At 64.5% G+C, this 12,325-nt stretch carries 11 protein-coding genes; 4 read left to right on the top strand and 7 right to left on the bottom strand.

The window, feature by feature from the left end; genetic code table 11:
- Positions 1-12: 12 nt before the first annotated feature.
- From AT302_RS23435 to AT302_RS23425, 3 genes are read right to left on the bottom strand one after another with little or no spacing between them, the layout of a single operon-like run.
- Positions 13-1,152, bottom strand: a complete 1,140-nt coding sequence (locus tag AT302_RS23435; protein ID WP_058376058.1) for a glycosyltransferase — start codon at positions 1,150-1,152, stop codon at positions 13-15.
- Positions 1,149-2,279: a glycosyltransferase family 4 protein gene (locus AT302_RS23430; protein WP_058376057.1), complete on the bottom strand. Its 1,131-nt coding sequence runs from the start codon at positions 2,277-2,279 to the stop codon at positions 1,149-1,151. Before AT302_RS23430 ends, AT302_RS23435 begins: the two co-directional genes overlap by 4 nt.
- Before the next feature lie 4 nt (positions 2,280-2,283).
- Positions 2,284-3,501 (bottom strand): oligosaccharide flippase family protein, encoded by a 1,218-nt coding sequence (locus AT302_RS23425; protein WP_058376056.1) that lies wholly within the window; start codon positions 3,499-3,501, stop codon positions 2,284-2,286.
- A 343-nt stretch (positions 3,502-3,844) separates the two neighbouring features.
- Here AT302_RS23425 and AT302_RS23420 point away from each other — a divergent pair, with 343 nt between their 5' ends.
- The 4 genes from AT302_RS23420 to waaA all read left to right on the top strand — a co-directional run bounded on the left by AT302_RS23420 (position 3,845) and on the right by waaA (position 8,713).
- Positions 3,845-5,242, top strand: coding sequence for a phosphomannomutase/phosphoglucomutase (locus AT302_RS23420; protein WP_058376055.1), 1,398 nt, complete (start codon positions 3,845-3,847; stop codon positions 5,240-5,242).
- Between the two features lie 200 nt (positions 5,243-5,442).
- Entirely contained in the window at positions 5,443-6,432 is a 990-nt protein-coding gene (gene waaC / locus AT302_RS23415) for a lipopolysaccharide heptosyltransferase I (protein WP_237172217.1), read from the top strand.
- Positions 6,429-7,379: a Kdo hydroxylase family protein gene (locus tag AT302_RS23410; RefSeq protein ID WP_237172003.1), complete on the top strand. Its 951-nt coding sequence runs from the start codon at positions 6,429-6,431 to the stop codon at positions 7,377-7,379. Before waaC ends, AT302_RS23410 begins: the two co-directional genes overlap by 4 nt.
- Positions 7,379-8,713, top strand: a complete 1,335-nt coding sequence (waaA, locus tag AT302_RS23405; RefSeq protein ID WP_058376054.1) for a lipid IV(A) 3-deoxy-D-manno-octulosonic acid transferase — start codon at positions 7,379-7,381, stop codon at positions 8,711-8,713. Before AT302_RS23410 ends, waaA begins: the two co-directional genes overlap by 1 nt.
- 163 nt (positions 8,714-8,876) lie before the next feature.
- Here waaA and AT302_RS23400 read toward each other — a convergent pair whose 3' ends face one another.
- The 4 genes from AT302_RS23400 to AT302_RS23385 all read right to left on the bottom strand — a co-directional run bounded on the left by AT302_RS23400 (position 8,877) and on the right by AT302_RS23385 (position 12,247).
- Complete coding sequence (locus AT302_RS23400; RefSeq protein WP_064674997.1) at positions 8,877-10,391, bottom strand: TolC family outer membrane protein; 1,515 nt, start codon at positions 10,389-10,391, stop codon at positions 8,877-8,879.
- Positions 10,392-10,400: 9 nt separating this feature from the next.
- On the bottom strand, positions 10,401-10,724 hold the full coding sequence (locus AT302_RS23395; protein ID WP_058376053.1) for a rhodanese-like domain-containing protein: 324 nt from the start codon (positions 10,722-10,724) through the stop codon (positions 10,401-10,403).
- A 121-nt stretch (positions 10,725-10,845) separates the two neighbouring features.
- Positions 10,846-11,514 (bottom strand): protein-L-isoaspartate O-methyltransferase family protein, encoded by a 669-nt coding sequence (locus AT302_RS23390; protein WP_058379901.1) that lies wholly within the window; start codon positions 11,512-11,514, stop codon positions 10,846-10,848.
- A 79-nt stretch (positions 11,515-11,593) separates the two neighbouring features.
- Positions 11,594-12,247 (bottom strand): TetR/AcrR family transcriptional regulator, encoded by a 654-nt coding sequence (locus AT302_RS23385; protein ID WP_058376052.1) that lies wholly within the window; start codon positions 12,245-12,247, stop codon positions 11,594-11,596.
- Positions 12,248-12,325: the final 78 nt, after the last annotated feature.

Raw genomic sequence — 12,325 nt, 5'->3', positions numbered from 1 at the left:
TGATCAGAAAGTTCAAGCAGGCCGTGCGGCGAGCTGCGCGTAGGCATCGAGCCAGCGCGCCACGACGGCGTCAAGCGAGTAATGCGTAACGATGCGCTCGCGGTTGGCAGCCCCGATCGCATCGCGTGCGCCGGGGCTCAGATGCAGCATCCGGAGCAGGGCATGGCCCAGCGCTTGGGCGTCGCCGACAGGCACGAGGACATTGTCGCTATCGGTGCCGATCAACTCGCGCACGCCGCCACAGTCGGTCGACACCACTGGCAGGCCGCTCGCCATGGCTTCGCCGACGACCAGCGGCAGGCCTTCCCATGCTGAAGACATCGCGTAGACATCGGCGGCGCGCAGCCACTGCGCCACATCGTCGCGACGGCCCAGCAGCGTGATGGCGTTCGTGATGGCGTTCGTTCGGTTCAGTGTTTCGATCCGTGCCTGCAACCCGGCACGCAGCGGACCGTCGCCGGCGATATACAGCCGGGCATCGGGCATCTCGGCGAGCACGTGTTCGAAGGCGGCGAACAGCGTCGGGTAATCCTTCGCATCGACCAAACGTCCGGCGGCAAAGACAACGGGAGCGAAGGACGAACGTGTCTGCGCTTGCAGCAAACGCTCACGCAGCGCAGGGCGATCGGCCGGATCGGGCTGGTAACGCTGGGTGTCGATCCCGTTGGGCATGCTGACGATACGTGCCGCAGGGGCGGCACGCTGGGCGACGAACGCGGCGACGGCGTCGTCGCTGACATTGGTCGTCAGGTCGGTGAGCCGGTCGGTGAGCCGATACGCAAGCATGCGCAGCTTCCCGCCTTCATTGCGGCTGTGCGCGCTGGTGACGAGCACCGGCATCGGCGCAAACAGCCGGGCAACGCGGGCCAGCAAGTTCGCGTGCACCATGTGGGCGTGCACGACGTCGGGCCGCAAGCGCCGGATGTGCGAGGCAAACTTCGCCACCGCCGCGGCCAGCGACCACGGCGTCTTGGCGGCGCGTAATTCGATCAGGGAGAAGCGGGGCGAGTCCGGCAACCGGACGGTGCACTCGCCGGTCAACGAGATCATGACGACGTCGTGCCCGCGCGCGAGAAATCCGCGAGCAAGATCGGCGACCTGCGTTTCCGCGCCGCCCAACTGCAAGCCGGTCACGAACAGTACGATCTTCATGCGGGGCTCCCCGGGACAGTTGTCGTGTGCGACCACAACGTCTCCCAACGCACCGCGATGGCATCGGGCTGAAACGCCTGAGCGTGCGCGTAGCCGGCAGCACCCAGCCGCTGACGAAGTGGGGCATCGTCGATCAGACGGCGCAGCACGAGGGCGAGCGCGTCGATATCGCCATCGGTGGCGATCAGACTGTCGATGCCGTCATGCAGCAGTGCCCGGGGTCCGGCGTCGGCAGCAAAGCCCGCGATGGGCAGCGCAAACGCCTGCGCTTCGAGCAGCACCAGTCCGAAGCTTTCTCGTCGCGACGGCAGGCAGTAGATCGCGGCTTCGGCGTAATGCCGGGCAATCTCGGCCACGGCAGGCAGCAACTGCACGCTGTCGCCGACACCACGCTCGCGGGTCTGCGCAAGAAGTGCATCGCGCAATGCCCCGTCGCCAACGATCCGGACCTGCCAGCCGGGCGCATCCGCCGCGATTTTCGCCCATGCGTCGATCAGCCGGTCGAACCCCTTTTCGGGCACCAGCCGCCCGACAGCGAGAATGCAACGTGCGTCGTCATGCGAGGGCGCTTGCGCCGGGGCGGCAATGCCCAGCGGATTGGGCAACGTGACGAATTGCGCTCGCGCGTGGGGATGGTGGGCTTGCCAGGCGTCGCGATCGGCGTCGGTCAAAACCACGACGGCATCGTAGCGCCGCGCGGCCAGACTTCGCGCCCAACGGCGTGCGCGACGGCCGAGGTCGCTCGCATAGGTGCTGTGCTCCCACGCGATACGGCGCAGTGACAGACCGAACGTCGCAGGCAGTGTGTAGAGCGCGAGCATCGGGTCGACGTCGATCATTACGTCGATACCGTGTTCTCGCACATACCGCCGAACGTTACGAACGATCGAGAAGTAGTGATGTTTGAAAGCCACGCGCTCGGCAAACAGTGCGTGATGCTGAACATCGGAGGCCAACGCAAAGACGGGGGTGTGGCCCCACAGCGAGAGCACGTGCACGCGGTGTCCGCGTGCGGCAAGCGCGTTGGCCAGTGTGGCGGTCGCCCGCTCGGCACCGGCAAAAGCGGCCAATGTGCCGGTGAACAGGCAGATCGTCTGGGGCGGGCGGTTGGGTGAGGCTGTCGTCATCGCGTCAGTCCCGTCGCAGCAGCCAGATGCCGAGGGCGAGGGCGGCGGCGTAGCCCGCGCCATACCCTAACGCACCCGCCAGTGCCCCGATTTGTGGCGCGAACGTGCGCACCACGACGAACGCGATCACTGCCGCGAACAGCCACTTGGCGATCACCCAGCGTCCGGCGCCGCGCCGCACCAGCGTCAGATTGAGGGCGGCGTCGGCAAACACCAGAATGCCCATCAGGGCCGACACGCGCAGAATCTGCGCTGACTCCGCAAACCCGGCGCCGTAGATCAAATGCACGATCCACGGGGCGAGCAGCGCGATGGGGATGGCCAGACTTGCCCCGGCGGCGACCATCAGCCACATAGCGCGCACCGTATTGCGGCGCGCGTGCAGGTTGTCGTTCGCCTGAAAGATCAACTGCGGTGCCAGCGAATTCGCGATGATCGGCGCGACGAGTACGAAGTTCTCCGTAATCTGCATGGCGGCCGCATAGGCGCCGAGTTCGGCCAGCGGAATGATCGGCTTGAGCACGAGTTGGTCGATGCGCTTGAAGAGCATCATCAGCATCAAACCGCCCCAGAACGTCATGCCGTTCGTGAGCAACTCGCGCAGCAGATCGGGCCGCCAGATCACTCGAGTGGATGGGGAATGCCGGAAGTAATAGCGGGCGAGCAGGGCTGCGGCGACCACGGCTTCCACGGCGTAGACGATGGCGAACGCGACGATGCCCGCATGGGTGACGAACAACACTGCCACCAGTGCGAGCTTGGCGCCGAGCGCGCACAGGTTGGCCGTCACGCTGGGGCGATTGAACGTGCGTGCCTGCAACCAGGCGATGACGATGCCGACCGGCTCGCGGAACCACAGCGCCACGCCGAGCCAGAGGGCGGCCGCCATTAGTTCCGAGTCGGCGAACACGATCACGTAGACCGCCAGCGCCGCGTAGGCCACGGCGGCGGCGCCCAGACGCAGCATGAAGGCGTGCGCGATGACAGTGCGCTGCTCCGCTTCGGGCTTGCCCACGAGGCGGGGCACGACGACTTCGCTGCCGCACAGCAGCGTGAGCGAGGCGGCCAGAAACACCAGCGATTGCGCGTATTGAAACAGGCCGAACTGGGCGGCACCGAGACTACGGGCGAGCAGGCCGGAGACCACGATGCCGCCGACGATTTGCGCGCCGCGCTCGGTCAGCATCCAGAGGATGTTGCGAATGATGGTCCGGTAGGGCATGTGGGCGGGCGCGGGGCTCACTCGTTCTCAAAATAAGCAAAACCGGCCTTGGGAGGCCGGTGCTGGGGGACTTCACTGGCTTGTCATCGTGAGCCGGTACGGTTCGCAGGGCGATTGTAGGTACTCGCTGACAAGGGTTTCGCGGCGTGCCGCAGTGCGGCGAAGTCCCGTATAATTTTAGCGTAATGCAGCCGTTACCGGCCTGCCTTCGTGGCGGGCCGTTCTTGATCTGGCAGCATGGCGGCGTGCTCTGACATGCCGCTTCGCGAATCCGCTTGGGTACCCGCTTCTGCTATTCGTATCAGGTACTAATTTCCCCCTCGTTCCCGAGAGACCCTTTTCCATGACGCAAACCACGCAAGTTTCGCCTGCGATTTTCAAGGCATACGACATTCGCGGCATCGTCGGCAAGACCCTCGATGCCAACGTCGCGCACCTGATCGGTCGCGCTTTCGGCACGGCGCTGCGTCGCGAAGGCGGCAATGCTGTCGTGGTCGGCCGTGACGGCCGCCTGTCCGGCCCCGAGTTGGTCGGTGCACTCTCCGACGGCCTGCGCGCCGCCGGCGTCGACGTGGTCGACATCGGCGTCGTTGTCACCCCGATGGTCTATTTCGCCACCAACGTGACCCTGCACGGGCGCGTCGTCGATTCCGGCATCATGGTCACGGGCAGCCATAACCCGCCTGACTACAACGGCTTCAAGATGGTGCTGCGTGGCCGTGCCATTTACGGCGATGCCATTCAGGGGCTGGCGAAGCTCATCGAGCAGCAGGATTTCGAGACCGGTCAGGGCACCTACACGGCCGACGAAATCGGCGAGTCGTATCGTTCGCGCATCTCGAACGACGTGCATCTGGCGCGTCCGATGAAGATTGCCGTCGACTGCGGCAACGGTGTGGCCGGCGCTTACGCCCCGGCGCTGTTCCATGCGCTGGGTTGCGACGTTATCGAGCTGTTCTGCGACGTCGACGGCACGTTCCCGAACCATCACCCGGACCCGGCACACCCCGAGAACCTTCAGGACCTGATCCGCACGCTCCAGACCACCGATGCCGAGATCGGCCTCGCCTTCGATGGCGACGGCGACCGTCTGGGGGTTGTGACCAAAGACGGCCAGATCATCTATCCGGACCGTCAGCTCATGTTGTTCGCGGCCGACGTGCTGAGCCGCAACCCGGGCGAGAAGATCATTTACGACGTCAAATGCACGCGTAATCTCGCCAGTTGGGTGCGTGAGCATGGCGGCGAGCCGGTCATGTGGAATACGGGCCATTCGCTGGTCAAGGCCAAGCTCAAGGAAACCGGCGCGCCGTTGGCTGGTGAGATGAGCGGTCACGTGTTCTTCAAGGACCGCTGGTACGGTTTCGACGACGGCCTGTACACCGGCGCGCGCCTGCTCGAGATTCTCTCGAAGTCGGCCGATCCGAGCGCAGTGCTCAACGCGCTGCCGAACTCGATCTCGACGCCCGAGTTGCAGATTCCGCTGGCCGAAGGCGAGAACTTCGCGCTGATCGACAAGCTGCGCGAGACCGCAAAGTTTGAGGGCTCGCAGGAAATCATCAAGATCGACGGCGTGCGTGTCGAATATCCGGATGGTTTTGGTCTGGCGCGTTCGTCCAACACCACGCCGGTCGTCGTGTTGCGTTTCGAGGCCGACAGCGAGGCTGCCATCAAGCGCATTCAGGACGACTTCCGCAGCGCCATTCTGGCGGTCAAGCCGGACGCCAAGCTGCCGTTCTAAGCGTGGATTGAAGGCATTTCGGGCCTGACGTTTGCCAACTACCGGCGGCGTCGGGCCCGAACGGTAACCGAAGCCATGATTGGCGGGCCGGGACAGAGTAAAATCGCGTTTTTGCTCACGAGGCCCGGCCGAACCGCCGGAGCGTTCGGTTGCAGGTTCTGATCGTCAAAGTCTCGTCGCTCGGCGACGTCGTCCATAACATGCCCGTGGTGCAGGACATCCTGCGTCACCATCCCGACGCCCAGATCGACTGGGTCGTGGAAGAGGGCTTCGTCGACCTCGTCAAACTCGTGCGCGGTGTGCGCCGGGTCATCCCCTTTGCGCTGCGCCGCTGGCGCAAGAAGCCGCTCGCTGCCCAGACGTGGCAGGAGATCGGCACGTTCCGCCGTGCCCTGCGCGAAACCCCCTACGACTACGTGATCGACACGCAGGGTCTGGTCAAGACCGGCTGGATCGCGCGCACCGCGCGTGGCGCCGTGTGGGGACTGGGCAATCGCACCGAAGGCGCCAGCTACGAATGGCCCGTGCGGCTGCTCTACCAGCACATGGTGCAGATCGAACCGCACACCCACGTCGTGACGCGCTCGCGCCTGCTGGTCGCCGGGGCGATGGGTTTCGAGGTGCCGGAGGATATCGACTTCGGCATTGCGACCGAGCGTGCCGATCACAGCCAGTGCCCGGACCGTCCGTATGCCGTGTTCGTGCATGCCACATCGCGTGACGACAAGACGTGGCCCGAAGCCGACTGGATTGCACTGGGCCGCGATCTGGCCGCGCAGGGCCTGCTGATCGTGTTGCCGTGGGGCAGTGCGGCCGAGCGCGAGGTGTCCGAGCGTTTGGGCGCGGCGCTCGGTGACAGCGCATGGGTCCCGCCCAAAATGAATCTGTCGCAGGTGGTCGGCCTGATTGACCGAGGCGCGATCACCGTCGGGGTCGATACCGGTTTGGTACATATTGCCGCAGCGCTGAACCGCCCGACCATCGAGCTATACAATTTCAGCACTGCGTGGCGCACCGGCGGATTCTGGTCGCCGCACATCGTCAATCTCGGCGACGCCGAGCATAAACCCACGCTCGCTCAGGTGCGCGACACCGTGCGCGAGTTCGCACCGTTGTTGCCGGCAGCCTCGCCGCCGGCGCATGGGTTGCCGGGCAACGTCGCCGCCTCCGGGGAGGACAGAAACGCATGAGCCAAACGAATTCAACCCGCGCCGCGAACGCCGCAAGCACTTCGAGCGCCGTAAATGCAGGCGCCGAGAGCGGCCAGATCGTCACCGTCGAATCCGGCAACTGGCAGGGTGGCGAATTGTCGCTGCCGCGCGAGCGGCTGGTGGCTGATGTCGAGGCTGGCAAAGTGCTGTATTTCCCGCATCTGGCCTTTGCGATCGGTGCGGACGAAACGCGTCTGCTGGACCCGGCGATTGCCGATCCCAAGCGCAAGAACATCAGCCTCGATCCGAAAACCGACGTCCTCGTGGGTGTGGCGTCCGACGACGCGACCCAGCGTGCCGTGCACGCGCTCGTCAAGCGTTACTACGCGCAGGCGTGCAGCCTGATCGACGGCTTGTTGCCCGAGTACCGGGGCAAGCTGCGTGCGGCGCCGACGAGCCTGCGTCTGCATCAGGTCGAAACGCGCCAGACTTCGTGGCGCAAGGACGACAGCCGCCTGCACGTCGATGCGTTCCCGTCGCGGCCCAACTATGGCGAGCGCATCTTGCGCGTGTTCACCAACATCAACCCGGCGGGCCAGCCGCGCGTGTGGCGCGTGGGCGAGCCGTTCGAAGATGTGGCCAAGCGTTTCCTGCCGAAAGTGCCGACCCAGTGGCCGGGCTCCGCATGGTTGCAGAACGCGGTGGGCATTACCAAGCGTCCGCGCAGTGGTTACGATCACATCATGCTGAATCTGCACGACGGCATGAAGGCCGACATGACCTACCAGAGCGAGGCTGATCAGCAGACCATGCCGTTCCCGCCGGGGAGCGTGTGGATCTGCTTTTCCGACCAGACCTCGCATGCCGTGATGTCCGGACAGTTCATGATGGAACAGACCTTCTTCCTGCCGGCCGACGCGATGGTGCACCCCGAGTGCTCGCCGTTGGCGGTCTTGCAACGTCTCACGCACCGGGCGCTCATCTGATGTTCCTGCGTCTCGTCTATGGTGCGTTGTGGTGGATCGTTGCGCCGCTCGCGGTAATTCGCCTGTGGTGGCGAGGCCGGTTCGAGCCGGGCTATCGCCGTCACATTGGTGAGCGTTTCGGCTTCTACGATGCGGCGCCGTACACCGGCCGCCCGCTCATCTGGGTGCATGCCGTCTCCGTCGGTGAGACGCGTGCAGCGCAGCCGCTTATCGAAGCTTTGCTCGAGCAATACCCGTCGCACGGCATCTTGCTCACGCACATGACGCCCACCGGCCGCGCCACGGGCGAAAGCCTGTTCGGCGATCGCGTGCTGCGCTGTTATCTGCCGTACGACATGGTCGGCCCGATCCGGCGTTTCCTGAAGCAGTGGCGCCCGAGTGTCGGCGTGGTGATGGAGACCGAAGTCTGGCCGAATCTGATCTTCACGTGCCGCGAACAAGGCACGCCGCTAGTGCTCGTCAATGCGCGGATGTCGGCGCGTTCGTTCAAGCGAGCGGCCAAGTTTGGCGAAGCGGCCCGTCCGGTGTTCGGTGGTTTCACGCGCGTGCTTGCACAGAGCGATGCCGACGCCGAGCGCTTGCGCATGTTGGGTGCGCACGACGTCGACGTGCTGGGCAATCTCAAGTTCGACATGACCGCGCCGCCTGCACTCGTTGCGCTGGGCAAAGTGTGGCGCGAGCGTTTCGGCAATCGCAAAGTGTGGCTGGCCGCCAGCACACGCGATGGTGAAGAAGCGCAGGTATTGCAGGCACGGGCCATGTTGGCGGCAGCGTCGGACGAAGGACGTCGTGCGTTGTTGGTACTGGTGCCACGGCATCCGCAGCGATTTGACGAAGTCGCAGCGATGTTGGAGAAATTCAGACTCAACTACGTGCGTCGCAGCGCGTGGCCTGACGATGGCACGCCGTTACCTGCCGATGTCGAGGTGGTCTTGGGTGATTCGATGGGCGAGATGCCGGCGTATTTTTCGGCGGCCGACATCGCCTTCATTGGTGGAAGTTTGCTGCCGTTGGGTGGTCAGAACCTGATTGAATCGTGTGCCGCGGGCACCCCGGTGATCTTCGGTCCGCACATGTTCAACTTCACGCAGGCGAGCGAAAACGCGTTGGCGGCGGGTGCTGCGCGACGGGTGAGCGATGCGGGCGAGTTGGCCGCGTCGTTGGCGGATTTGTTGGTCAACGACGATCGTCGTTTGGCGATGCGTACGGCGGCGACGTTATTTGCCAAGCAGCATCAGGGCGCGACCCGGCGCACGGTGGGCGCGCTGGGCCGTTGGCTGGGCGAAGAAAGGAACGTCGAGCAAGTCGTGAAAGCCGCACCGAGCGCGACTTGAGCCGATCGGTTTCGTTGGCGGACAGGCGATGTGGGAGGGGATGGATCGGGGCCCCTTCCCGAGGCGAGTTGAACTTGTCTGAGCAGCGGGAAGGGGCCCCGGTCCGTCCCGGAGGACAGACTGGGCGCACCCATCTGCCGTAGCGCCTTAGCGCCTTAGCGCCTTAGCGCCGCAATGGCGCCGTAGTCCCCGGCCGCACACCGCGTTCGGGCAACCCCGCCCCCGAATTCTTCGGCGCGGCTTCGCGAACCCCGGCCATCGCGGCCGACGCGTCAGGATTTTCCGTCAGCAGCGCGTTGAGCAGTTGCAGATCGGTATCCACCAGCGTGGCTGCGCTGGCCTTCAACTGAAGGCTTGAGAGCAGCGTGGTGTAGCGTGCCTTGGCGAGATCGCGACGTGTCGTGAAGAGCTTGTCTTCCGCGTTGAGCACGTCGGCGTTGATGCGGATGCCGACCTGATAGCCCAGCTTGTTCGACGCCACCGACGATTGCGCCGATTGCTCTGCGGCCTCAAGCGCCTTCACCTGAGCCAGTCCGCTGGAAACCCCGAGATACGACGTACGCGCACTCAGCACGGCGAGTCGACGTGCGTCATCGAGATCACTCGTTGCCTTGTCTTCCAGCGCGAGTGTCTGGCGGAGTTTGCTCTGCACCGAGCCGCCCGAGAAGATCGGAATGCTGATCTGAATGCCGATCTGCCCCGCCGAGCTGGGCCCTGAGCCTTGACTGGTCGGGCTCGACATCGCCGACGACAGCAGGCTGTTCGCGTTACCGACGTTCGAGTGCGCTCCACTGGCGATCAGATCGATCGATGGCATATAGCCTGACTTCGCTTTCGACGTTTCGCGTCGTGCCGTCTCCAGCGTCAGCGTCTGCAACTGCACGCCGTAGTTCGCTTGTTCCGCCTGTGCGACCCAATCCGCCACATTGTTCGGCTGCGGCGAGGGCAGCGTCGAGCCAGCACGCAGCGTCGCGAGCGAGCCGACCGGATGGCCGACGATACGGGCAAATGCGGCGCGGCGTACGTCGAGCGTGTTCTGCGCGGCAATTTCCTGAGCCGTGGCCTGATCGAAACTGGCCTGCGCTTCATTCGCGTCGACGATCGTCGCGTTACCGACTTCGAAATTTCGCTTCGCGGCGGCGAGTTGCTCAGCAATCGCCTGCTTGTGCGTACCGGCCAGCGCGAGGTCATCCTGCGCCGCGAGGACGTCGAAATAGGCCCCGGCCACACGCAGAATCAGATCCTGCTCTGCCTGTGCGAACGAGGCTTCGGCGGCGGCAACTGTCAGCTTGCCTTGTTGATACGTCTGCCAGCTATCCCAATGGAAGATCGGCTGCGTTAGCGCGAGGCTGTAACCGCTGCTGCCGAACGTATTCGAGATATTGCCCGAGCCGTAGTGCGTATTCACGGTGCTCCAGCGCGCGGTCACTTGCGGCAGCAGGGCAGCACGCGCTTGCGGCAGGGCTTCGACATTCGCGAGATAGGCCGAGCGTGCGCTGGCGATCAACGCGTCGCGGGTCTGGGCTTCCCCATAAAGCTGGAGAAGATCGGTGGCACCGGCGGGCGCGGCGAGCGCGAAGCACATCGTCGCGAAGACGACGGGCATCGCAGACGCTGCGCGCAGGGCGGGCGCACGCTTGGCCGCGCGCGGGAGCGCGGCGAGCCTCGGGGGGCGCATGGCCCTCGCTCAGTAGGTCGGCATCGACGGGTCGACCTGGCGAGCCCAGGCATCGATACCACCGTCGAGATTGAAAAGCTGGGTAAAACCTTGTTGTTCCAGAAACATCGCGGCACGGGCGCTGCGCATGCCGTGATGGCAAATGCACACGATGGGCGCGTCGGCGTCGAGTTCGTTCAGGCGGGCAGGCACGTCGCCAAGCGGCACGTTCTTGCTCTGCGCAATGTGGCAGGTCTGCACTTCCCAATCCTCACGCACATCCAGAAGCGTGGGTTGGCCGCGGTCCCCATCCGCCAGCCACTGGGCTAATTGCGCCGGTGTAATGTTTTGCATGATCAACGTGTGTCGTATAGATGGCGGCCAGTCCTCATTCATCCCCCGGGGGACGGGTCCGCACACGGCAATCCGGGCGCGCCGCCGTCAGCTGGCGGCGGCATACACCCGGGCGCCGGGCTCAGAACTTGAAGCTCGACGGTTGCGGCGCGACCAGATAGGCCACTTGCGTCTCGAACAGGTTTTCGGTGCGGTACTCGTTCTCCGACAGACGCGTGATCAGTTGCGCTTCCATCACCGGCGAGCCGCCCACGAAGGCTGCCAGACGGCCGCCCACCTTGAGCTGTGCGAGGAAGGCCTGCGGCAGTTCTGCCAGCGCGCCCGAGATCGCGATCACGTCGTACGGGGCGGCGGCGCTCCAGCCTTGTGCGCCGTCGGCGTTTACGACTTCCACGTTCGTCACGCCGTTCGCGCGCAGCGTCTGCTGGGCGGTCTGGGCGAGATAGGCGTCGAATTCCACCGTGGTCACGTGATGCGCGTTATAGGCGAGCAGCGCGGCCATGTAGCCCGAACCCGTACCGATTTCCAGCACGTTTTCGTTCTTCTTCGGCGCGAGCGCTTGCAGAATGCGCGCTTCGACGCGCGGTTCCAGCATGAACTGGCTGTCGTTGCTGATCGCAGCGCCCTTGAGCGGGATCTTGACGTCGGTGAAAGCGAGGTTGCGGTAGGGCGCCGGCACGAAGTCTTCGCGCTTGACCACCGTCAACAGATTGAGCACCTGCTGATCGAGCACATCCCAAGGGCGGATCTGCTGCTCGATCATGTTAAAGCGGGCCTGTTCGTAATTCATTTCGATTACCGTGGGATTGTAGGCAAACACAACCGCGCATTTTACCAGTTCCGGGCGACGGTCATGATGACGCGTGAACTTATGGGGTGGGAAGGGTCACGCGATGCAGATAGGCCGCACACATCGTGGCGATCTGATCGGCAATGTGCGCAGCGAGCTGGCCGCAGGTCGTGCCCGCCGGCGTGCGGTTCTCCAGAATCGCTTTGATCGGCCCCGTCATCGAGTTCAGGAACACGAAAGCGACCGTGCTCGTATCGTCGAAACGCCCGTCCTGCGCGGTATCCAGCATGGCGACGACCGCCGCATGCATGCGCTGGCTCGCCCCCGCAAACACCTCCCGGCCATCCAGATCTTCCGACAGACGATAGAGCGCCTGCGCCTCCGCGATATCCGTCATCTTCGCGCCGACGTACGCGTCAGCCAGCGCCCGGGCCATTGCCTCGAGTGGCAGGCCGTGCGAATCCAGACACGTCTTTTCCACCGTGCAGACGATGCGATCGATGTGCCGCTCCAGCACGGCATAGAGCAGTACCTGTTTGTTCTGGAAGTACTGATAGAGGGTGCCGACCGACACCCCGGCGCGCTCCGCCACCCGGGTGGTGGTGAGCTGGCGCCCGCCATCGAGCAGCAAAACCTGAAGGGCGGCCTCGAAAATCGCGTCGATCGTGACACGCGAACGGGCCTGCTGCGGCGATTTACGGGGCCCTGAGGCCCCTCGGATGTCCGGTTTCATATGCGAATAGAAAATCTGAAGGATTCTTCATAAACTCGATGCTAACAAATTTGCGCGGCTTTGCATGCAGTTCAGCGC

This window comes from Pandoraea norimbergensis, assembly GCF_001465545.3.
Classification (GTDB): Bacteria; Pseudomonadota; Gammaproteobacteria; order Burkholderiales; family Burkholderiaceae; genus Pandoraea; species Pandoraea norimbergensis.
Note: the sequence above shows the minus strand (reverse complement) of the source record. Positions and strands in the feature narration are given on the sequence as shown.